General features: G+C 36.7%; 19 protein-coding genes. 12 read left to right on the top strand and 7 right to left on the bottom strand.

The window, feature by feature from the left end:
* The first annotated feature begins 93 nt into the window (after nucleotides 1-93).
* The 5 genes from der (at nucleotide 94) to ACU8DI_RS00265 (ending at nucleotide 7536) form a co-directional block, all read left to right on the top strand.
* Nucleotides 94-1404 carry a ribosome biogenesis GTPase Der gene (gene der / locus ACU8DI_RS00285; RefSeq protein ID WP_447110736.1) on the top strand — a complete coding sequence of 437 codons (1311 nt, stop codon included), beginning with the start codon at nucleotides 94-96 and terminating at the stop codon, nucleotides 1402-1404.
* 16 nt (nucleotides 1405-1420) lie between these two features.
* Nucleotides 1421-3856, top strand: coding sequence for a T9SS type B sorting domain-containing protein (locus ACU8DI_RS00280; protein WP_447110735.1), 2436 nt, complete (start codon nucleotides 1421-1423; stop codon nucleotides 3854-3856).
* A gap of 126 nt (nucleotides 3857-3982) precedes the next feature.
* The gene (locus ACU8DI_RS00275; RefSeq protein ID WP_447110734.1) at nucleotides 3983-4471 is read left to right on the top strand and encodes a hypothetical protein; all 489 of its coding nucleotides are present in this window, start codon (nucleotides 3983-3985) and stop codon (nucleotides 4469-4471) included.
* Complete coding sequence (locus tag ACU8DI_RS00270; RefSeq protein ID WP_447110733.1) at nucleotides 4461-4661, top strand: helix-turn-helix transcriptional regulator; 201 nt, start codon at nucleotides 4461-4463, stop codon at nucleotides 4659-4661. Before ACU8DI_RS00275 ends, ACU8DI_RS00270 begins: the two co-directional genes overlap by 11 nt.
* Before the next feature lie 91 nt (nucleotides 4662-4752).
* Nucleotides 4753-7536, top strand: coding sequence for an outer membrane beta-barrel protein (locus ACU8DI_RS00265; protein ID WP_447110732.1), 2784 nt, complete (start codon nucleotides 4753-4755; stop codon nucleotides 7534-7536).
* Nucleotides 7537-7762: 226 nt separating this feature from the next.
* Here ACU8DI_RS00265 and ACU8DI_RS00260 read toward each other — a convergent pair whose 3' ends face one another.
* Genes ACU8DI_RS00260 through ACU8DI_RS00240 form a run of 5 tightly spaced genes read right to left on the bottom strand, consistent with a single transcriptional unit; the run spans nucleotide 7763 to nucleotide 10949 of the window.
* On the bottom strand, nucleotides 7763-8587 hold the full coding sequence (locus ACU8DI_RS00260) for a TPM domain-containing protein (RefSeq protein WP_447110731.1): 825 nt from the start codon (nucleotides 8585-8587) through the stop codon (nucleotides 7763-7765).
* Nucleotides 8588-8591: 4 nt separating this feature from the next.
* Nucleotides 8592-9032 carry a TPM domain-containing protein gene (locus ACU8DI_RS00255; RefSeq protein WP_447110730.1) on the bottom strand — a complete coding sequence of 147 codons (441 nt, stop codon included), beginning with the start codon at nucleotides 9030-9032 and terminating at the stop codon, nucleotides 8592-8594.
* Nucleotides 9032-9631 carry a LemA family protein gene (locus ACU8DI_RS00250; protein ID WP_447110729.1) on the bottom strand — a complete coding sequence of 200 codons (600 nt, stop codon included), beginning with the start codon at nucleotides 9629-9631 and terminating at the stop codon, nucleotides 9032-9034. The genes ACU8DI_RS00255 and ACU8DI_RS00250 overlap by 1 nt, the downstream gene beginning before the upstream one ends.
* A 12-nt stretch (nucleotides 9632-9643) precedes the next feature.
* Nucleotides 9644-9973 (bottom strand): MerR family transcriptional regulator, encoded by a 330-nt coding sequence (locus ACU8DI_RS00245; protein ID WP_447110728.1) that lies wholly within the window; start codon nucleotides 9971-9973, stop codon nucleotides 9644-9646.
* 4 nt (nucleotides 9974-9977) lie between these two features.
* Nucleotides 9978-10949 (bottom strand): M23 family metallopeptidase, encoded by a 972-nt coding sequence (locus ACU8DI_RS00240; protein ID WP_447110727.1) that lies wholly within the window; start codon nucleotides 10947-10949, stop codon nucleotides 9978-9980.
* A 109-nt stretch (nucleotides 10950-11058) separates the two neighbouring features.
* On the opposite strand from ACU8DI_RS00240, the gene alaS reads away from it, so the two are divergent.
* The 6 genes from alaS to ACU8DI_RS00210 all read left to right on the top strand — a co-directional run bounded on the left by alaS (nucleotide 11059) and on the right by ACU8DI_RS00210 (nucleotide 19964).
* Complete coding sequence (alaS, locus tag ACU8DI_RS00235) at nucleotides 11059-13674, top strand: alanine--tRNA ligase (RefSeq protein WP_447110726.1); 2616 nt, start codon at nucleotides 11059-11061, stop codon at nucleotides 13672-13674.
* A complete protein-coding gene (locus ACU8DI_RS00230) occupies nucleotides 13671-14621 on the top strand; it encodes a GSCFA domain-containing protein (protein WP_447110725.1) in 951 nt (316 codons plus the stop codon). Before alaS ends, ACU8DI_RS00230 begins: the two co-directional genes overlap by 4 nt.
* Before the next feature lie 79 nt (nucleotides 14622-14700).
* A complete protein-coding gene (locus ACU8DI_RS00225; protein ID WP_447110724.1) occupies nucleotides 14701-15234 on the top strand; it encodes a DUF6252 family protein in 534 nt (177 codons plus the stop codon).
* Between the two features lie 11 nt (nucleotides 15235-15245).
* The gene (locus ACU8DI_RS00220) at nucleotides 15246-17156 is read left to right on the top strand and encodes an outer membrane protein assembly factor BamB family protein (RefSeq protein WP_447110723.1); all 1911 of its coding nucleotides are present in this window, start codon (nucleotides 15246-15248) and stop codon (nucleotides 17154-17156) included.
* Between the two features lie 206 nt (nucleotides 17157-17362).
* A complete protein-coding gene (locus ACU8DI_RS00215) occupies nucleotides 17363-19252 on the top strand; it encodes a tetratricopeptide repeat-containing sensor histidine kinase (RefSeq protein ID WP_447110722.1) in 1890 nt (629 codons plus the stop codon).
* A 61-nt stretch (nucleotides 19253-19313) separates the two neighbouring features.
* Nucleotides 19314-19964, top strand: coding sequence for a response regulator (locus tag ACU8DI_RS00210; protein WP_447110721.1), 651 nt, complete (start codon nucleotides 19314-19316; stop codon nucleotides 19962-19964).
* Here ACU8DI_RS00210 and coaD read toward each other — a convergent pair.
* On the bottom strand, nucleotides 19957-20412 hold the full coding sequence (gene coaD / locus ACU8DI_RS00205) for a pantetheine-phosphate adenylyltransferase (RefSeq protein WP_447110720.1): 456 nt from the start codon (nucleotides 20410-20412) through the stop codon (nucleotides 19957-19959). The two genes, ACU8DI_RS00210 and coaD, sit on opposite strands and share 8 nt — an antisense overlap.
* 51 nt (nucleotides 20413-20463) lie before the next feature.
* Nucleotides 20464-21438, bottom strand: coding sequence for a D-alanine--D-alanine ligase (locus ACU8DI_RS00200; protein WP_447110719.1), 975 nt, complete (start codon nucleotides 21436-21438; stop codon nucleotides 20464-20466).
* A 145-nt stretch (nucleotides 21439-21583) separates the two neighbouring features.
* Here ACU8DI_RS00200 and ACU8DI_RS00195 point away from each other — a divergent pair, with 145 nt between their 5' ends.
* Nucleotides 21584-22144 (top strand): PASTA domain-containing protein, encoded by a 561-nt coding sequence (locus tag ACU8DI_RS00195; protein ID WP_447110718.1) that lies wholly within the window; start codon nucleotides 21584-21586, stop codon nucleotides 22142-22144.

Genomic DNA, 22144 nt, shown 5'->3' with positions numbered 1-22144 from the left:
TAATAGTTAACATATAATCTTTAACTTAAAAATCACACTGCATCAGGACTTATTTAGTATTTTTGCAGACTATTCCGAAGGAAACTATAAGTTATGAGTAATATTGTCGCCATAGTAGGTCGTCCAAATGTTGGTAAATCTACTTTTTTTAATCGCTTGATACAGCGAAGAGAAGCCATTGTGGATGCCGTTAGCGGTGTAACACGTGACAGACATTACGGAAAAAGTGACTGGAACGGGAAAGAATTTTCCTTAATTGATACAGGCGGATATGTCAAAGGCAGTGACGATGTGTTTGAAGCTGAAATAGATAGACAGGTTGAATTGGCAATCGATGAAGCTGATGCGATTATTTTTATGGTGGATGTAGAAGCAGGTGTCACAGGCATGGATGAAGATGTCGCAAGGCTATTAAGAAAGGTAGACAAACCCGTATTTTTGGCCGTCAATAAAGTGGATAATAACAAACGAGCAGAAGATGCCGTAGAATTCTATTCGCTAGGATTAGGAGATTATTTTACAATCGCCAGTATTAACGGAAGTGGTACAGGTGATTTATTAGATGCTTTGGTGGAAGCTTTACCTGAAAAGGACGATGACGACGTAGAAGAAGAACAGTTGCCTAGGTTTGCAGTTGTGGGAAGACCCAACGCTGGGAAATCTTCTTTTATCAATGCGTTAATTGGTGAAGATCGCTATATCGTTACTGATATCGCCGGAACAACTCGTGATTCGATTGATACAAAATACAACCGTTTTGGCTTTGAGTTTAACCTGGTGGATACGGCTGGGATTAGACGAAAATCAAAAGTGAAAGAAGATTTGGAGTTCTATTCTGTGATGCGTAGTGTACGAGCTATTGAACATTGTGATGTTTGTATGCTGGTTTTAGATGCCACCAGAGGATTCGACGGACAAGTACAAAATATATTTTGGCTGGCAGAACGTAACCGCAAAGGTATTGTGATATTGGTCAATAAATGGGATTTGGTGGAAAAAGACACACAATCCACTAGAGATTTTGAGCGTGTGATCCGAAAGGAAATTGAACCATTTACGGATGTGCCGATTGTTTTCATATCTGTACTCAACAAGCAACGTATTTTCAAAGCGATTGAAACAGCGGTTGAGGTGTATAACAACCGAACGAAAAAAATAAAAACCAGTAAGTTAAATGAGGTCTTACTGCCGATTATAGAAAATTATCCACCTCCAGCGTACAAAGGAAAATTTGTGAAGATTAAATACATCATGCAATTACCAACGCCGCAGCCACAGTTTGCATTCTTTTGTAATCTGCCACAATATGTAAGAGAACCTTACAAACGTTTTTTAGAAAATAATTTAAGGGAACATTTCGATTTTAAAGGTGTGCCTGTTAGTGTCTACATGCGTAAAAAATAATTGAAACAACCTATATATGAACAAGACGTATTTTTTAGTGATAGCCACACTGCTTTTGGCAATGTTTAGTGCTTTCACCCAAAATACGCCACCCACAATTACTGTTTCAGGGGATCAAGATTATTGTGCTAGTGCACCAATGCCTATCGTGACTAGTGTAGTTATTTCAGATCCAGATGTAGGTGATGCCACACTAGAAAACGCTTTTGTTCAAATTTCTGAAGGTTATAGTGTGAATCAAGATATCTTGGTATTGGATGGTACATTTCCGAATATTACCGCTACTTGGAATGTTGCTGAAGGTAAACTCACACTAGAAGGTCCAGCCACTTTTACAGAGTTTGAAGCAGCAATTAGTAGTGTCACTTTTCAAACAACACAAGTGGTATTTACCCAAGATAAATTTTTCTCAATTAATTTAGGCGACGCCAATTTTTTACCATCTACGGGACATTATTACTTGTATGTGTCTGATCCAGGCATCACTTGGACGACGGCACGTAACAACTCAGAAACGCAAACATATTTTGGTCTTCAAGGATATTTAGCGACTTTAACGAATGCTGAAGAGGCGCAATTTGCTGGTGAGCAAAGTCCAGGATTAGGATGGATAGGGGCGAATGATGCTGAAACCGAAGGTACTTGGAAATGGGTCACAGGACCAGAAGCCGGACAAACCTTTTGGATAGGGCAGTTTAACGGTGGACCACCAAATGATGAATATTCCAATTGGAATGTTGGTGAGCCTAATAATTTTGGTAATGAAGATTATGCACATATCACAGATCCATCTATCGGAAATATTGGTTCATGGAATGATTTGCCCAATCAAGGCGATCCTTCGGGACCAGGTAATCCCTATTATCCCAAAGGCTATTTGGTAGAGTTTGGTGGTATGCCAGGAGATCCTGAAATTAATTTGTCAGCAAGTACGTCCATTATCACACCGAGAATAGAAACGAGTTCCAATCAAGCTTGCGGTGAAGGTACATCGATATTAAGTGTAAATACGAATACACCCAATGTTTTGTGGTTTGCTTCAGAAACGGCTTCGGAAGTTTTAAATTCTGGTGATACTTATGAAGTGGCTTTAACCGAAACTACTACTTTCTGGGTGATGCCTTTATTCGATAACTGTAGTAATGGTGCACGTTTTCCTATCACAGCTAATTATGTGCCAAGTCCAGATGCTTTGGATGTGACAATTGCTGATTGTGATGATGCTATTCAAGATGGTTTTATTGCCTTTAATTTAAGTTTGTATTTTGAAGATATTACCAACGGTGTGACCCAAGAGCGCAACGTAAAGTTTTTTGAAAATGCCGATTTAACTGATGAGATTTTGGAGTCAGAAAGCTATATAAACACCACGAATCCTCAAACGATCTATGCACAGGTTATCGATACGGCTTCTGGTTGTACAAGTACCGCTGAAGTCTTACTTCGCGTCAACATGAATGCTTTAAACTCAGCGATCTTGACCGTCTGCGATGACAACTCAGAAACCGGAGTGGTAAGTTTTGACTTGTCACAAGCAGAAACGCAAATTTTAGCTGATAACCCTCAAAATTTAGATATAGCATTCTATGAAACCTATGATGATGCTTTTATGCAAGTGAATGTGCTTCCAACTAATTTTACCAATACGATGCCTTATAATCAAGTCATTTATGCTCGAACAGAAGACAATGGTGATTGTTACGGAATTACACAGGTTGAATTGGTAGTCAATCCTTTGCCTAACATTAACGACCAAGAAGTCTTGTTGTATTGTCTAAATAGTTTTCCGCAAACTATTACGCTCAGTGGTGGGATTGAAGGAGATATTCCAAATAATTATTATTACAACTGGTCAACAGGAGAAACAACCATTGCTATTGAAGTTAATGAAGTAGGAACGTATACGGTAGAAGTGGCTTTTGTGAATGGTTGCTCCAAAACGAAAACCATCATTGTGGAACCTTCTAATATAGCTACTGTGGAAACCGTCATTGTTGAAGATCTCAACGCAAATAACGTCATTACAGTGTTGGTGTCAGGAGAAGGTGTGTATGAATACGCGATTAATGATAGCTTTGGACCCTATCAAGCTTCAAATACTTTCAGTAACCTTGAAGCAGGTATTTATACGGTTTACGTGAAGGATACTAAAAATGATTGCGGTATTGTATCAGAAGATGTTTCCGTGATTGGCTATCCTAAGTTTTTTACTCCCAATGGTGATACATTTCATGACACTTGGCAATTAAAGGGTGTTTCAGAACAATTTCAACCTAATAGTAAAGTGTTTATTTTTGACCGCTTCGGAAAACTGCTCTATACTTTAAATTCTCCATTTGATGTTTGGGACGGGACGTTCCAAGGACAGCCATTACCTTCATCTGACTACTGGTTTTCGGCGACACTAGAAGACGGTAGGACTTTTAAGAGTCATTTCACTTTAAAACGATAATCAACCCTTCTTTTGATGCATACTAATAACGTCACCTAATTAAAATTTGTGTTAAAAAGTAAAGTAAAGTTTACATAATGTAAATAATTGTTTACTTTTGTGATGTAATCAATTCAATTTATTATCATGAAAAGCAACTATTTATTGTCGAATAAATTTAAATTACCAGGTTGGATTCTGCTGATTGTTGGTCTAATAACAGGTACAGGATTCATATTATCAAACTTAGAAACGGATATATTAACAATGAAGGTATTAGCAATCATTGGAGGTGGTGATTCGGTGTTGGTAGGTTCATCGGTTGAATCGTCTAGTGATTTTTTTCAGATTATTGAGAACAGTATCGTAGATGAGTTAATCACTATCGCCATTATTGTTGGTGGATTTTTCGTAGGCTTCTCTAAAGAAAAAGTAGAAGATGAGTTTATTTACAAGTTGCGTAATGACTCTTTGGTTTGGGCTGTGATATTCAATTATATTATTCTCTTACTTACCGTACTCTTTGTCTATAATTTTTCATTTTTTAATGTGTTAGTTTATAATATGTTTACACCCTTACTGTTTTTTATTATGAGATTTAATGTGTTGAAATTAAAGGCGAATCATGAAGAATAACATCAAAATAGAACGTGCTAGATTTGATATGACTCAAGCGGACCTTGCCGAAAAAATTGGTGTGAGCAGGCAGTCTATTAATGCCATCGAAAAGGGAAAGTATATTCCATCAACATTATTGGCTCTAAAAATTGCACAATTGTTTCAATTGTCAGTTGAGGACTTATTTTTTTTGGAAGACCATGAATAAGTTAGTTTTATAATAAATTTAAGAAAATTCATACGAAAACGGTTTTATATTCGTTTCAACAAATGCTACTAATCATCAATCAATCAAATTCATGAAGAAATTCTTTTTTTTCATCTCATTACTCTTTTGTATTTCTGCTGTATCTGCACAATCAAAATCTATCAAAATAAACGGAACCGTATTATCCGGCGATAATCAGAGTCCGTTGGAATCTGCAACCGTTTATTTGGAGCGCGTCAAGGATAGTAGTCTGGTAACCTATACCATCACGGATAAAGAGGGGCAATTTGAATTATTGACTGATACTAATGACGACAAGTTGAACTTATTTATCGATTATGTAGGATATCAAACATTTTATAAGCAGTTACTTATAGATAAAGAGCTCATTGATTTAAAATCTATCGAGTTGAATATTAGTAATTCCTTGGATGAGGTAGTCATCAAATCTAGAGCTCCAATCACCATAAAAAAAGATACTTTAGAATTCAATGTCAAATCTTTTAAAACAAAAAAAGACGCTAATGTTGAGGATTTGTTGAAACTATTACCGGGTGTTGAGGTTGATGAAGCTGGTAAAATTACGGTAAATGGAAAGGATGTTAGTAAGATATTGGTGAATGGGAAACCGTTTTTTGGTGATGACCCTACCATCACAACCCGAAATTTAACAAAGGATATTATTGAAAAAATACAGATTACCGATACTAAAACTAAATCAGAGGCTTTTGCGGGTGAAGAAGGTGATAAAGAAAATAAAACCATTAATTTAACCATAAAGGAAGAGAACAATAAAGGAATTTTTGGAAGGGTGGCTGCAGGAGCAGGAACGGATGAGCGTTACGAATTTGCAGGCATGGTAAACGTCTTTGACAATGATAGGCGCGTGAGCGTTCTGGCAGGTGGTAATAACACTAATTCTCCTGGTTTTAGTTTTGGTGAAATTCAAAAAATGTTTGGAGGAGGCTATAGCATGAGTATGAATAGCAATGGCTCCTTTGCTATCGATGGTAGATCTTTTGGTGCAGGACAGGGCATCACAACTTCTCAAAATGTTGGTGCAAATTATGCCGATCAATTAAGTGAAAAAGTAGAGATTTCTGCAGATTATTTTTATTCAGGGAGTGATTCAGAAAATGAAACGATAACAGAGCGTGAAAATATATTACCTGATTCCCGATTTTTTTCCGATTCGCGATCTAAAACCGTTAGTGATAGTCAGAATCATAGTGCAAATTTAGGTTTTGATATAGAAATAGATTCTACATTTTTAATGAATGTCAAACCATCCTTTAGATGGTCTAAAGCAACAACTTCTTTTTCACAAGAGGAAGAAACGCGAGATGAAGCTAACAATCCAACCAACGCATCAACAACCGCCTCTTTTGTGGAAAATGATGCCAAAACCTTTCAGAATGAATTTGATCTGACCAAACGTTTTGGAAATAAGGGTGCTTTTTTAAAGTTTGAAATGGATAATGAATTCAACGACAGAAGCTCTGATGATTTTTTAACGTCTGAAACGAATTTTTTCAATGCAGTAGATGAAGATATTTTAAGAGATCAATTAACCACCTCCGAAATGGATTATCGCAGATTACGGCTTTCTTCAACTTATCGTTTACCACTAAAGGCCAAAGAGCTATTTTTAGATTTTAGTTATGATTTTAGAAATGAAAACAGAACCAATCTGAGAAGTACCTTCGATAGAAATGAAACAACAAATGCCTATGACGATTTTAATTTTGATCTGAGTACCGATTTTCAGTATTTAAATCAGGAGAATACACCATCAGCTAGAATAACCTTACGAAAAGAAAAATGGTCGACGAGCTTTAGAACAAGTTACGTCTTTAGAACATTGGAAAATAGAGATTTTCTCAGACCAGAATTGAATCTGAAGCGCCGATTTGAAGCTGTAGAATTACGGGCTTATTTTAATTATAGGTTTAGTGACAAAGCATCGATGTATAGTGGTTATTCATTAAATAATTCACCACCAAGTCTTAATCAACTACAACCATTTCAAGATGTCTCTAACCCGTTAAATACCGTTACGGGAAATCCGAATTTGGAACCCACCAATAGCCACCGTATTTATGCAGGATACAATGCGTTTGACTTTCAGAAAAAAACAGGTGTTTATAGTTATTTAAGTTTGAATTTCAACAATAATCAAGTGGTGTCAAGAACCATTGTAGATCCAGAAACACTAAAAAGAACCACGACATTCGCCAATGTTAATGGTAATTATGATGTCTACGGAAATATCAATTACAGCAAATCTATTAAAGCAGATTCCTTAAAGACTGTCAAATTTGATATCGGAATCTCTGCGAATTTGAATCGTAATGTGAACTTCAATAATGAAGTACAATATAAAAGTAATGTGACGTCGCTTACACCAAGCTTGGGATTGCGTTTTAATTGGAAGGAAGTCATGGAGTTTCGACCGAGATACCGACTAACTTACACAAATAACACCTACGACATACCGACGTTTGAAGATATTAATTTTATTAGGCATGATTTGGATTTAAATTTAACCACTTTTTTGCCTAAACATTTCGAATGGACCAATAGTATTGATTTTAATTACAACCCGAATGTTGCGCCTGGTTTTCAGAAAAGTGCCTGGTTCTGGAATTCTACTTTGGCTTATTCCTTCATGAAGGATAAGGCGATTTTAACGTTGAAGGTTTATGATTTGCTTGATCAAAATACCAATGCAAGACGTCGTGCCACAGAAAATTACATCCAAGATTCGCAAAGTACGGTATTGCAACAATATGTTATGTTGAGTTTTAGTTGGAAATTTAATAGTTTAGGCTCAAAAGGGGAAACTGGCCCGAGCAATTTCTATATTCTGGATTAATGCCATTGCTCCATAATAGTATCTAAGCCCTTTTTTCAAAGTCAATGATCATTTGACTGAGAGTATCGATTTGATACATGTTGAAGACATTTGACAAATCGAGCACCACTTGTTGTAATTCATTTTTAGGAAGAGAACCAGTAGTCTACTGGGATACGAGTCTCTTATTTGCATGCACAAACTAAGAATAGAGCGCTAATGATAAAAAAGTGTTTCATTTATTTAATTACCAACTACCACCAGCACCTCCACCAGAGAATCCACCTCCACCGAAGCCTCCGCCGAAACCTCCACCAGAGAATCCGCCTCCAGAGCTACCTCCGCCAAATAGTCCTCCACTCGAACTACCGCCTCCATAGCTGCCACGACCCATATTGCTCAGAATAATCGCGTCCAAAATACTCGTGCCATTGGTTCGATGACCACCGCCTTTTCCGCCACCTTTCCTGTTTTTGGTGATAGCAATGATAAAAATGATAAAAAAGAAGATGATAAAAAGAAAGAAAACGATTGGAAATGCACTAACATTATCAGATTTGCGAGTCCCTTTATATTTTCCTTGTAGGACCTCAAAAATAGCGTCAGACCCTTTATTGAGACCTTGGTAATAATCACCACGCTTAAATTCAGGGATGATGACATTTCGTGTGATTTCACCAGTAATTCCTGCGGTAAGGCGGTCTTCCACACCATAACCTGGTGAAATCCATATCTTGCGATCATCTCGGGCAAGTAAAATGAACACACCGTTGTCTTCTTTCTCCTGGCCAATTCCCCATTCATGGGCCCATTTGGGTGTTAAAAGTCCTATGTTTTCACCTTTGGTACTCGCGATGATGGCAACCACAATTTGGGTGGAAGTCGTATCCGAATACCTGATAAGTTTTTCTTCTAAGCTTTGCTTTTCACTAAGTGTTAATAGGTTAACATCATCATAAACACTGGTTTGATTTTCAGGAATAGGCGGAATGTCAAACTGCGCATTTGCCGTAAACCAAAAGCTATTTACAACGCTGAGGACACCAACTAATATAATTTGTGCTTTAGACATTGATTTATCCTTTAGAAATATCATCTGATAGTTCATTTATGTTGCCATGATGCCAAGGGAAATGAGCCTCCAGTTGTTCACCAGCCTTCAAAACACCTTCAACCAATCCTTCCTTGAAACGCTGTTCTTTAAAATGATGTTGCATCGTGTCTCTGGTACTATCCCAAAAACCATTTGGGACGACATCATTGACACCTTGATCACCATAGATTACAAAGGTTTTGGTTTCTACGGCAACATAAATCAAGACACCATTACGAAGCTTGGTATTATCCATTTTCAGGTAATGGAACACCTCCATAGCTCGTTCGAAAGGATCCAATTTGGAAGACGCTTCAATATGGATTCTAATTTCGCCTGAAGTTTTATGTTCCGCTTTACGTATTGCTTCGATAATCTCTTGCTCTTCTTTAGCGGTGAGAAATGCCTCGACTTTTGATACCATTACTTACCAAAGTCAAATTCTACATCCACTGGTTTTTCTGCACCAGCATCTGCATCGTAATAAGGTTTCTCATCATAACCTAAAAGTCCCGTCATTAGAGACTGCGGTGCTTTTTGAACATATTGGTTGTAAGGTTTGATAGCTTCGTTGTAACGTGTTCTAGCCGTTTGAATCGTATTTTCTGTACTAGTCAATTCATCCTGCAGTTTCAAGAAGTTTTGATTGGCTTTTAAATCTGGATATTTTTCAACTACTAATAATAAACGAGACAAAGCACTGCTTAATCCACTTTGTGCTTGATTAAATTTTTCCAAACTCTCCGGACTTAGATCATCCGCATTATTAATATTTATTTCTGGCTTAGTGGCTTGTGCTCTTGCTTTAACAACGGCTTCCAAAGTGCTTTTTTCAAAATCGGCTGCGCCTTTAACCGTGTTCACTAAGTTGCCAATCAAATCATTACGACGTTGGTAAGACGTTTGAACATTTCCCCAAGCTTCATTGACGTCTTCGTTGAGGTCTACAGAAGTGTTTTTTACATTCACACCCCAAAGCACCAAAAGTATGATAACAACAATTGGTAGGATCCATTTTTTCATAGTGATATAGTTTTAAAGTTGTGATTTAATTTTAATAAGCTGTGCCTTGATACCTTCTAGTTTTTCTATAATCTGAAATTTATCTAAGGATTCTTTTTTTTCTTCCTTCAAATGTGTTTTGGCACCTTCAAGCGTAAAGCCTCGTTCTTTAACTAAATGATAAATAAACTTTAGATTCTTGATATCTTCAGGTGTAAATTTTCGATTGCCTTTGGCATTTTTTTTTGGCTTTAAGATATCAAATTCCTTTTCCCAAAATCGAATTAATGACGTATTTACATCGAAAGCCTTGGCCACCTCTCCAATTCCATAATAACGTTTTTCTGGAAGATCAATGTGCATGGGCTTAGTCTAAAGATTGATTTTCTAATGAGGCTTTTTCCAATAATCGTGCATATTCTTCCGCAGTTAAGTTGCCGTAATAGAAGTTGATTGGATTAATGCGTTCACCATCCTTAAAAACTTCATAATGCAAATGAGGCGCTTCTGAACGTCCAGTGCTTCCAACATAACCAATCAGATCACCGCGTTTTACTTTTTGATTCGCACGTACGTTGTACTTATATAAATGCGCATATAACGATACATAGCCGTAGCCATGGTCTATTCTAATGTGATTTCCATAACCAGAGGAATTACTGTCGGCACGTGTCACAACTCCATCACCAGACGCATAAATTGGTGTGCCTCTTGGCGCTGTAAAGTCCATACCAAAATGAAACTTTCTGACCTTAGTGAAGGGATCTGTTCGATACCCATAACCTGATGCCATGTGTTTTAAGTCTTTGTTTCTCACTGGTTGAATGGCAGGAATTGAAGCTAGAAATTTTTCCTTGTCTTCCGCTAAGACAGCAATTTCATCTAAAGATCTTGATTGGACGACTATCGCTTTTTGTAAAACATCCAAACGCTTATTGCTTTCAATGATGAGTTTGGAATTGTCATAGCCTTCATATTTTTTATAACGATTAACACCTCCAAATCCAGCACGACGTTGTTCTTCTGGTATCGGATTAGCCTCAAAATAAAGTCTGTAGATGGAATTGTCACGTTCTTCAACACTTTCCAAAGCAGCGAAAGCATTGTCTACACGTTTGTTAAGTAAATTGTATTGTAATTGTAAATTGGTAAGTTCGTGTTTTAAAGCACGCTCTCTCGGTGATTCAATAAACTGACTGGCCATAAAGACAATCAAAAAAGCAAAAAGAGCCGATGCCAATAAAAACAACATGGCAAACTTAATTGTCTTGCCTTTCTTTCGCTCTATTTTGCGATAAGAAAGTGTTTCAGGATCGTAATAATATTTTACTTTAGACATATCTTAAAAAGTTCTATTTTTGCAAGAATAATAGAACGTTTCACAAATATATAAATTGTTTCCTATTTATAGTAATTTAAAAGGAACAAGGTTTTTTAACAATCAACGCATGAAGTCTCAAGACATCAGAAGTACATTTTTAAATTTTTTCAAAGACAAAAATCATAGTATTGTCCCTTCGGCACCCATGGTTCTGAAAGATGATCCCACCTTGATGTTCGTTAATTCTGGTATGGCACCTTTTAAGGAGTTTTTCCTTGGAAATGCTCAGCCAAAAAACAATCGAATTGCCGATTCTCAAAAGTGTTTGCGTGTTTCAGGAAAGCATAATGATTTGGAGGAAGTAGGTTATGATACGTATCATCATACGCTTTTTGAAATGCTTGGCAACTGGAGTTTTGGTGATTACTTTAAAGCTGAAGCCATTGCATGGGCTTGGGAACTGCTCACAGAAAAATTCGGTATTGATAAGGATATTCTGTACGTGACGGTATTTGAAGGAAGTAAGGACGCAGATGATTTGCCAATGGACCAAGAGGCCTACGATATTTGGAAACAGTACATTTCTGAAGACCGCATCTTAATGGGTAATAAGAAGGATAATTTTTGGGAAATGGGTGATCAAGGTCCATGTGGCCCTTGTAGTGAGATACACGTAGATATACGCTCTGCTGAAGAAAAGGCGAAAGTGGATGGTAAAACACTAGTCAATATGGATCATCCTCAGGTTGTTGAAATATGGAATTTGGTCTTCATGCAGTACAATAGAAAAGCTGATACCTCCTTAGATATCCTACCTGAAAAGCACATAGATACTGGTATGGGGTTTGAACGTTTATGCATGGTGTTGCAAGGTGTTCAGTCTAATTATGACACCGATGTTTTTACACCAGTAATCCGTGAAATTGAAACAATCACCAATAAGGATTACGGGAAAGATGATAAAATTGATGTTGCCATTAGAGTGATTTCCGACCATGTGAGAGCGGTTGCCTTTTCCATTGCTGACGGACAATTACCTTCCAATAATGGTGCTGGATATGTCATCAGAAGAATTTTACGTCGGGCGGTACGTTATGGCTTCACCTTTCTTGACAAAAAGGAACCTTTTATTTTTAGGCTAGTAGAAGTACTTGTGAATCAAATGGGTAAAGCTTTTCCAGAGTTGAAAGCTCAAAGACAATTGATTGAAAATGTGATTAAGGAAGAAGAAGCGTCATTTTTAAGAACCTTGGAACAAGGTTTGGTCTTGTTAGATCGTATTATCGAGAATTCAAATACGAAGGAAATTTCTGGAGCTAAGGTTTTTGAACTAAAAGATACTTATGGTTTTCCAGAAGATTTAACCGACTTAATTCTTCGAGAAAACGGATTTACTTATAACGTAGAGGATTTTCAAAATAAACTCAAAGCACAGCAAGAACGTGGAAAGCAAGCGTCAGAATTAAAATCTGATGATTGGACCGTTCTAATTGAAGATGAAGAGCAAGAGTTTATAGGTTTCGATACGCTTGAAACGCAAGTGAAAATCGTCAAGTATAGAAAAGTGACGTCAAAAAAAGATGGTGAATTATATCAACTCGTATTTAATATAACGCCTTTTTACGCAGAAGGTGGTGGTCAAGTAGGAGACAAAGGCTACCTTGAAGATGCGCATGGTGATGTAGTTTACATCGTTGATACTAAGCGTGAAAATAATATCGCGGTTCATTTTGCTAAGAATTTACCAAAACATATTCATGAATCTTTTAAAGCAACGGTTGATGCGAAACAGCGTTATCGCACAGAGTGTAACCATACTGCCACGCATCTATTACACCAGGCGCTGAGAGAGGTTTTAGGAACACATGTAGAACAGAAAGGTTCTGCAGTGCATTCGAAATATTTAAGATTCGATTTCTCTCATTTTTCTAAATTGACGGTTGACGAACTTCGTGATGTGGAGAACTTTGTCAATAGAAGAATTGATGGAAAACTGCCTTTGCAAGAACAACGCAATATTCCAATGCAAGAAGCTATTAACGAAGGAGCTATGGCGCTATTTGGCGAAAAATATGGTGATACCGTTAGAACGGTTCGTTTTGGACAGTCAATCGAATTATGTGGCGGAACACATGTGAATAATACAAGCGATATCTGGCACTTTAAAATTGTTTCTGAAAGTGCTGTGGCTTCAGGAATTCGTCGAATAGAAGCTATTACAAGTGATGCTGTAAAGGATTTTTATCACGAAAATAACCGTGCGTATTTTGAAATGAAAGATTTGCTTAATAATGCGAAGGAGCCAGTGAAGGCTTTAGAAAATTTGCAAGAAGAAAATCTACAGCTTAAGAAGCAAATTGACCAACTTTTAAAAGAAAAGGCTAAGGCTGTTAAAGGCGACCTTAAAAATGAGTTGAAAGAATTGAACGGCATTACTTATTTGACTAAAAAATTAGATTTGGATGCCAGTGGTATCAAGGATGTTTGTTTTGAGATGGGAAGTCAATTCGATAATTTGTTTTTACTCTTTGGAGCTGAAAATGATGGAAAGGCGATACTGTCTTGCTACATTTCAAAAGAACTGGTAGCAAGCAAAAACCTGAACGCTGGACAAATTGTTAGAGAACTTGGAAAGCACATCCAAGGAGGTGGAGGCGGACAGCCATTCTTTGCAACCGCAGGAGGAAAGAATCCACAAGGCATTGAGCAAGCCTTAGAAGCAGCAAAAGACTATATCAAGTGAATTTTCATACCTCAATACCTTTAAAAACACAAGCTTTTGACCAGATCGATTACCATTCAAAAGTGCTGCTTTTAGGGTCTTGTTTTTCGGAAAATATAGCTGATAAATTTGATTATTTTAAATTCCAAAATCTTAGAATTCCGTTCGGTATTTTGTTTCACCCGTTAGCAATCGAACGGTTCATCACGACTGCTATCAATGAAAAAACCTATACGGATAACGACCTGTTTTTTCACAACGAACAATGGCATTGTTTTGAAGCGCATTCGCGATTGAGTCATGCCTCTAAAGATGCTGTAATTGAAAATTTAAATAGGTATAGAAAGCAGACTACGCAAGAATTAGAAACAGCCACGCACATCATCATCACATTGGGAACGTCATGGGCCTATCGTGATATAGCTTCTGATCAATATGTGGCGAATTGTCATAAGTTGCCTCAGAAAAAATTCTTGAAGGAACTACTATCTATAACCCAAATATCTGAATCGTTACAATCGATGATCAGTTTGGTAAGACATATGAATCCGAAAGTTACTTTTATATTTACGGTGTCACCAGTAAGGCATCTAAAAGATGGGTTTATAGAAAATACGCTGAGCAAATCACACTTGATTTCCAGTATCCATGAGGTTGTCGATCCTAGGCATCACCACTATTATTTTCCTTCCTATGAAATGATGATGGATGAACTTCGTGATTACCGATTTTATAAGGAGGATATGATCCATCCTAATACAACGGCTGTCAATTACATTTGGAAACGTTTTAGTGAGGTTTGGTTATCCAAAGGTGTAGAAGACACGATGAACTTGGTTGATGAGGTCCAGAAAGGTCTGGCACACCGACCATTTCATCCAGATTCGGAAGCACATCAAGCATTTCTTCAAAAATTAAAGGATAAGCAATCACTTTTAGAATCTAAGTTTTCGCACATGACTTTTTAAAAATACGTCATTTGTCGTATTGTCTCACCTTCCTTTAAGTTGCACTTTTGTCTCATTAATAACCATAAATCATTCAACAATGAGAAAATTTAAACAACTTTTAGTAATAGTTATGACCCTATCGGTTATGTCAATCACATCCTGTTCTAGTGATGATGATGGTGGCGGACCAGGTAATGCACCTTCCGGTGTTTTAGTAGCTAAAGTCGATGGTGCTTCGTACCAATCTATGGAAATATCATCATCGGCCACGATTGCCAATAATGGAAACAATTTAATCATCATAGCAACCAATAGTGACGGTAAAGCATTTTCTTTCACTATTTGGGGTTATGAAGGTGTCGGAACTTATACCATAGGTGGTGATATCAATATAGCCAATGTAGCTTCCTACACTGAAACGGATGTTGACTTGAACAATCCGCAAAATTCAACGACAGAAATTTGGCAAGCGCCATTTGATGATACTGTTGCAGGAGAGCTCAACGTATCTGAGGAAACTGAAACGAACCTCAAAGGAACTTTCAGTTTTACGTGTAAAAACGTTAATGGTGATCAATCTATAAAAAATATCACTGACGGTTCATTTGATTTAGGGATTCAAGTCAACTAAGATATTCAAACATGAAAAAGCTATTAATTCAATTCAAGAGCTTAGTGATGGTTGCACTCATAATGGGTGCGACTTCACTACATGCTCAAAAAGCAGAAGCTCCAGATCAAAGCTATAACTTAGGTGCAAAAATCAATGAAATGACACTTACCGTTGGAGGTGTCTTGGTGGTCGCTACCAATGATGGTTTGGTAGGAATAAAACCTACAGAAAGTCAGCCCGTATTCACATTCAATAATTTTGGGAAGCTAAAGCCCGAAGAGACAGACTTTATACCTAATTCGCCTTATATCGTGGTGTCTCAAGGTGTCGGTTCGAAATTAGCTGGATTAACTAAGACCAAGCGCGCTGTCATTGATTATGTGCAAGGTCGTGTTATTTTTAATTCAGAAGACGATAGTTGGAATCAAATTTATACTTGTAATGTCATTTTACCACAAAATAAATTGGTCGTTAGTGGTATTCAGAAAATTGGCGATAAATTTGAAAAAATGACGCCAAAAGTTGCGGTTTATGATTTGGCGACTTCCAAATTAGATTACAGTTTCTTTTTAGACAAACCTGGACGTGTTGGTGTGGGTAAAGACTTTAGTGTAACTGGAACTCCTTTATTACTAAAAGAGTTTTTAATCATACCGACTGCGCAAGGATTGTTGGCAAAATCACATAGCGGTGATGATTTGTGGCAAACCAAAATTAAGAATATCAATTGGATGGTTTCTGACGCTGCTGAAAATGAAATTTATGGATTTGAAACCACGTCCAATGGCAGCAATACGAGAATTCACAAAATTGGTAAAAATGGTGCAGAACTTTGGGAAGATGATCGCAAGGTAAAAGGCATCGTGTCCAACTTCGAAATATTACCTCAAGGCTTAGCTGTAGTTAGTAACAAGAGTGATGGTGGTAGCAATAGTGTGTTGTCACAAAAGAATGAGTCCGTTATTGCTTTTCTAGATGCTAAAACGGGAGAGGACTTATGGGATAAGGCTCCAAAAACGAAAGGTTATGTTCAGCATTTTTATGTGATGGATGATGGCATTCTTTTCGGGATTCAATCTGGAGGTATTAATAAAATTTCATATGATGGTCAGACGGTATTTAAAAAGCCGTTAAAGACAGGTGAGAACATTTTGGTCATGGCGCATTCACCTCAAGGACTCATTTACATTACAGGCGAAGATGCTAATATTGTGAATTTAAATACGGGTGAACAAGTATGGGAGAAACCATTGAAATACAAGAATTCACCAACGGTAGCTTCAACATTTGATAGTGATAATAATCGTTATTTAATCGCTGCCAATGACATTATTTATGCTATTGATGCCGAAAGTGGAGATATCAAAGAATTGGCAACATTTGATTTTGAAGAAAAGGAGTCGCCAGATGCGATGGAGATTCGAAATGGAAACGTATTTTTAAGCTCATCTCAAAATGTGATGTTGTTAGATGCTCAAGGTAATAAGAATTACCATGAATATTTTAAATCGCCATCAAAGAGTGGTTTTATGAAAGCGCTCACGGCAGTAACGGCAGTCGCCTCTACAGCTTTGGCTGCGGCTCATGCTTATAAGGCTGGAATGAATAAAACTGGTTATGGCAACAGTTTGAGAGATTACAATGATTTTGGGAAGGAAAATAAAAGAGCTGCAGACATGTTCGCATCCATTGGAGACGCATCATTTAAAATGCTTTCTCAAAGATTTAAAGCGAGTTCAGCGACAGAAAATTCACAGTTTATACTAACGAAACTTGATTCTGGTGTTGGATTAGTAAAGGTAAATAAAGATACAGGAGCCGTTGAAAAGGAGATTGTTTTGAAGAATAAAAAACCAGAATATCAAGTAGATGAATTAGGTGGCTTTTTATTTTATAAAGCCGACGATGAGACTGTTTATGCTTACAATCTTAATAATTAAATCTTGTTGTTGAGATTATGATTAGGCGTAATTATTTATCGATTACGCTTAATCTTTTTTAATTGCTTCTTATCGAAAAAATCCTACAATAACATGATGAAGTCTATATATTAGCAATGCTATTAATCAATTTTCATAAAAGAGCGTCAGTTTGTTTTGTTGTCCTAAAGAGGCTATCAAATCTGATGCTTTTTTTATACCCTAGAATGAAATCGGTACTTTCTTTTATTTTCTTTTTAGTTTTTGCAAATCAACAAATTGCGGCTCAGAATTTGGATGTCATGATAGACGATTTACGTCATGAGTCTAATGATTCGCTTATCCAAGTAAAAGCTGAGAACTTACTGAAGGTTATCAATAAAAAAGAGGATAAAAGCCTCTTGGGAATCGTTTATTATTATTTGGCGATTGCACATGATCAAACGTCACCGTCAAAAGCGCTTGAATTCTATAAAAAAGCAAACCCATACCTTGAAACTTACCATCAAGAATTTATAAAAGATGCGTATTACAGACAGGCTAATATCCATACCCTTTTTTCAGAATTTCCTGAGGCGATAAAAATGGCACTTAAGTCCTTGGAGTACAATCAAATTCAGAATAATGAAGCAGAGGTGCAACGAGATATGTCCTACATAGGATATATTCATGATCGTATGTACGAATTTAAAGCGTCCATTACTTGGAATCGCAAAGCATTAAAATTAGCTAAAAAGCTAAAAGACTCTATGGCTATTGCCTTGTGTTATGGACGGATAGGCATTGCTTACGACGAATTAGCAGAGAAGGACGACTTTAATAAAAAGCTTTTTGATAGCGCCTTGTATTATAATATCAAAGCGGCAAAATTGTCTGAACAATCTGGGAATCTGGGTTTCGCGAGAACGACCTATTCGAATATAGGTAATAGCTACAGTAAATTAAAAGACTATAAGAAAGCTGAAGAATACACCTTAAAGTCCTTAGCAGTTCCAGGTTTTGAAGCTTTAAAGGGTGTTACCTTAGTGAATCTAGGTAAGATATACTTAGAAACGGGACGTTATGAGGCGGCAAAAAAAATCTTGGATAGTGCCATGAGGAACACCTTGACCTACGGTACGAGAAAATACCAACTTGAAGCTTATTATAGAATGCACGAACTGGATGTAAAGAAAGGGGATTATAAAAATGCTTTAAAAAATTATATCGATTATAAGTCTATTGAAGATTCCCTTTTGAATGAAACCAAGACCAAACAAATCGTGGAGTTTCGTGAGCAATACAAAACGGCTGAAAAAGAGCGACAAATACTCATGCAACGTGCAGAAATAGCTGAAAAAAATCTAACTATTCAAAAGCAAAACTATGAGATCTACAGTGCTATCGGACTAGCAGTGATATTAGGTCTAATAGGATTTTTATTTTACAAACAACAACAATTAAAAAATAAACAACTTAAAAAAGAGAATGAGCTGAAAGATGCCTTGATAAAAATTGAAACACAGAATAAATTACAAGAACAGCGTTTGCGTATTTCAAGGGATTTACATGACAATATTGGCGCTCAACTCACATTTATTATTTCATCAATCGATAACCTAAAATATGGTTTTAAAATTGATGATGATAAACTAACTCAAAAACTAGAGCGGATTAGTGCCTTTACAACGTCTACCATTTACGAATTACGAGATACGATTTGGGCCATGAATAAGGCCGAAATATCCTTGGAGGATTTACATTCAAGAATTTCAAATTTCGTTGAGAAAGCCAATTTAACAACAGATAGTGTTCATTTTAAGTTTCTGTCAAACATGTCGGATATGGCGCAGTGCAAGTTTTCATCGGTTCAAGGCATGAATATTTACCGTATTGTGCAAGAGGGACTGAATAATGCCATTAAATATTCTGAAGCCAAGCATATTACCGTGACCTTCAACAGAGAGGCTGATGTTAATAAAATGACCATCGTTGATGATGGGAAGGGATTTGATATGGCTAACATTCAATTAGGAAACGGCTTAAATAATATGAAAAAGCGCGCTGCTGAAATGGCAGCTGAGATTCAAATAGACTCAAAAAAACAGGAGGGAACTTGTATTACTTTGACTTTTTAATAAGGTCGTTTTTTATGTCGAAAACCGTATTTATGAGCTTGTAATTTTAAACCAAAAAATTATGATTATTAAAATAGCCATTGTCGATGATAATACGTTTCTCATCAACGCTGTAAAAGAAAAACTGTCATTTTTTGAGGATTTTAGTGTGAAATTCACAGCCAAAGACGGTTCAGATTTAATCAATCAATTGGAAGAAAATCACAATTTAGATCTCATTTTAATGGACATCGAAATGCCTGTGCTAAATGGCATAGAAACCACTGAGATTATCAAAAAAAAATACCCACATATCAAGATCATTATGCTCACAGTTTTTGATAACGATGAACATATTTTCAATGCGATAAAAGCAGGTGCTGATGGCTATTTGTTGAAGGAGATTAATGCCAAGGATTTGCATGATGGCATTCTTGACACCTTAAATGGCGGTGCTGCAATGAACCCATCTATTGCTTTAAAAACCTTAAAATTATTACGTAATCCATTCAGTATTGAAAATGAAAAGGACAAGGAGGATATCAAATTATCCAATCGCGAAACCGAAGTTCTAGAGCATCTAAGTAAAGGACTTAATTACGTGCAAATAGCTGAGAATTTGATATTGTCAAAAGGAACCATAAGAAAGCATATTGAGAATATCTACCGTAAACTACAAGTTCACAATAAGTTGGAAGCTGTTCAAAAAGCTAAAAAAAATAATCTTATTTGATTTTGACACTATCCGGCACCAATACGGTGTAGTCGCCATGATTTCGTATCACATCTCTCACAATCGAAGAGGAAATGTAGGAGGTTTTCGCTGCAGTTAATAAAAACACGGTCTCAATTTTAGAGAGTTTTCGATTGGTGTGCGCAATGGCTTTTTCAAATTCAAAATCGGCCGGATTTCTTAAACCTCTTAGGATAAATTTGGCATTGATTTCTTGGCAGAAATCAACCGTAAGACCTTTGTAAGTAACGACTTTTACCTTTGGTTCGTTGGCGAAAGCATCTTCAATGAATTTTTTTCGTTCTTCTAATGAAAACATATAGGTTTTATCCGAGTTGATGCCTATGGCCACCACAACTTCATCAAATAGTTTGATACCTCGTTTGATAATATCATAATGCCCATTGGTTATTGGATCGAAAGATCCTGGAAATAATGCTCGTTTCATAAATTTTTTAAAAGCGATGCGTGATGTTTAGTGGTTAAAGATAATTATAAATTATTTGAGCGCTTCTTCAATCGCATTTTCAAACAAATCCTTGAGACTAATACCTGCTTCCGCAGCTTGTTGCGGTAAAATACTGGCACCAGTTAATCCAGGAACAGTATTCACTTCTAACAGGTGAGGTTCACCATCCATAAAGATATATTCGCTTCGGCTAAACCCTTTTAATCGCAGTACTTCGTAAACTTTTTTAGCAGTGGCCTTTACTTTTTCTGTTAAGTCGTCATCTATACGAGCAGGTGTAATTTCTTGTGATTGTCCAAGGTATTTTGCTTGGTAATCGAAAAAATCATTATCGGATACAATTTCCGTAATTGGCAAGACTGTTATGTTTCCTTGGAAACTGATGACACCTACAGACACTTCAGTACCATCCAAATAAGATTCAATAATTACTTCATCATCTTCTTTAAAGGCAACCTCAAGCGCCTTATTTAGAGCTTCTTTCTTGTACACTTTAGTAATTCCAAAACTGCTACCAGCTCTGTTGGCTTTAACAAAACAAGGTAAGCCAACCGCTGTAACAATAGCCTCTTCGTCTATGGTATCGCCAAGATTTACAAAATAGGATTTCGCGGTTTTGATGCCATAAGGTTTTAAGGCACTTAGACAATCGCGTTTGTTAAAAGTTAATGCGGCTTGATACATACCACAGCTCGTATGAGGTAAATTGATTAGCTCAAAATAACCTTGCATAAAACCATCTTCTCCTGGCGATCCATGAATCGCATTAAAAACACAGTCAAAGGTTATTTTAGTTTCATTCACCATGACCGAGAAATCGTTTTTATCTATCCGGAATTCTTCATTAAAATCGTTTACAAACACCCACTTGTCTTTAAAAATATGAATGCGATAGGCATTGTATTTGTTTTTGTCGAGGGTATCAAAAACCATTTGGCCGCTTTTGAGGGAGATATCATATTCGCTGGAGTAACCTCCCATGATGATGGCAATATTTTTTTTCATTTACACTGAATTTGTTTTCAGATTCGTTTTTCATCAACAATAAAACCGATGAATTATCAGTTAAGCTAAAATACCAAATAAACCCATAAAAAAAACCCTTTCGTTTTTATATATTTGTCGCAGTGTAAATTTATTATACGATTTCATGAGTCTTGTACAGTTTCTTAAGAGTAAAACATTTTTAAAGCAGTTAGCTTTGGCTGTTATCGCCTTGTTAGTGATAGTATTTTTAACAATGCAATGGCTCAAGAGTACAACTAATCATGGAGAGTTTATAACGGTGCCTGATTTAAAAGGGAAAACTCTAAGTACTGTTGAAATTGAATTAGATGATAACGATCTGGTTATGGAAATTCAGGATTCGGCGAATTACAATCCGAAATATCCTAAGTTTTCAGTGATAGAACAGTATCCGAAAGCCGGTGCGCAAGTGAAAGAAGATCGAAAAATATACCTTACTTTAAATCCGTCAGGATATCGAAAAGTGGCTGTTCCGAATATTGTTAGAAGAACATTCCGTCAAGCCAAACCAACATTGGAGACTTTAGGTTTTGAAGTTGGAGAGGTGACTTATGTGAATGATATTGGAAAGGATGAGGTGATTGCTATAAAACACAAAGGAACCTCCATTGAAGCAGGTGATTTACTACCGCTCACCTCAAAGATCGATGTCGTTTTAGGCAACGGAAAACGCGGATCTAATTAA

The organism is Psychroserpens sp. BH13MA-6 (genome assembly GCF_052983595.1).
Note: the sequence above shows the minus strand (reverse complement) of the source record. Positions and strands in the feature narration are given on the sequence as shown.

Excerpts from the sequence above, each read along its gene's own strand:
- der (WP_447110736.1), top strand. The coding sequence starts at position 94 with ATGAGTAATATTGTCGCCATAGTAGGTCGTCCAAATGTTGGTAAATCT.
- ACU8DI_RS00280 (WP_447110735.1), top strand. The coding sequence starts at position 1,421 with ATGAACAAGACGTATTTTTTAGTGATAGCCACACTGCTTTTGGCAATG.
- ACU8DI_RS00275 (WP_447110734.1), top strand. The coding sequence starts at position 3,983 with ATGAAAAGCAACTATTTATTGTCGAATAAATTTAAATTACCAGGTTGG.
- ACU8DI_RS00270 (WP_447110733.1), top strand. The coding sequence starts at position 4,461 with ATGAAGAATAACATCAAAATAGAACGTGCTAGATTTGATATGACTCAA.
- ACU8DI_RS00265 (WP_447110732.1), top strand. The coding sequence starts at position 4,753 with ATGAAGAAATTCTTTTTTTTCATCTCATTACTCTTTTGTATTTCTGCT.
- ACU8DI_RS00260 (WP_447110731.1), bottom strand. The coding sequence starts at position 8,587 with ATGTCTAAAGCACAAATTATATTAGTTGGTGTCCTCAGCGTTGTAAAT.
- ACU8DI_RS00255 (WP_447110730.1), bottom strand. The coding sequence starts at position 9,032 with ATGGTATCAAAAGTCGAGGCATTTCTCACCGCTAAAGAAGAGCAAGAG.
- ACU8DI_RS00250 (WP_447110729.1), bottom strand. The coding sequence starts at position 9,631 with ATGAAAAAATGGATCCTACCAATTGTTGTTATCATACTTTTGGTGCTT.
- ACU8DI_RS00245 (WP_447110728.1), bottom strand. The coding sequence starts at position 9,973 with ATGCACATTGATCTTCCAGAAAAACGTTATTATGGAATTGGAGAGGTG.
- ACU8DI_RS00240 (WP_447110727.1), bottom strand. The coding sequence starts at position 10,949 with ATGTCTAAAGTAAAATATTATTACGATCCTGAAACACTTTCTTATCGC.
- alaS (WP_447110726.1), top strand. The coding sequence starts at position 11,059 with ATGAAGTCTCAAGACATCAGAAGTACATTTTTAAATTTTTTCAAAGAC.
- ACU8DI_RS00225 (WP_447110724.1), top strand. The coding sequence starts at position 14,701 with ATGAGAAAATTTAAACAACTTTTAGTAATAGTTATGACCCTATCGGTT.
- ACU8DI_RS00220 (WP_447110723.1), top strand. The coding sequence starts at position 15,246 with ATGAAAAAGCTATTAATTCAATTCAAGAGCTTAGTGATGGTTGCACTC.
- ACU8DI_RS00215 (WP_447110722.1), top strand. The coding sequence starts at position 17,363 with ATGAAATCGGTACTTTCTTTTATTTTCTTTTTAGTTTTTGCAAATCAA.
- ACU8DI_RS00210 (WP_447110721.1), top strand. The coding sequence starts at position 19,314 with ATGATTATTAAAATAGCCATTGTCGATGATAATACGTTTCTCATCAAC.
- coaD (WP_447110720.1), bottom strand. The coding sequence starts at position 20,412 with ATGAAACGAGCATTATTTCCAGGATCTTTCGATCCAATAACCAATGGG.
- ACU8DI_RS00200 (WP_447110719.1), bottom strand. The coding sequence starts at position 21,438 with ATGAAAAAAAATATTGCCATCATCATGGGAGGTTACTCCAGCGAATAT.
- ACU8DI_RS00195 (WP_447110718.1), top strand. The coding sequence starts at position 21,584 with ATGAGTCTTGTACAGTTTCTTAAGAGTAAAACATTTTTAAAGCAGTTA.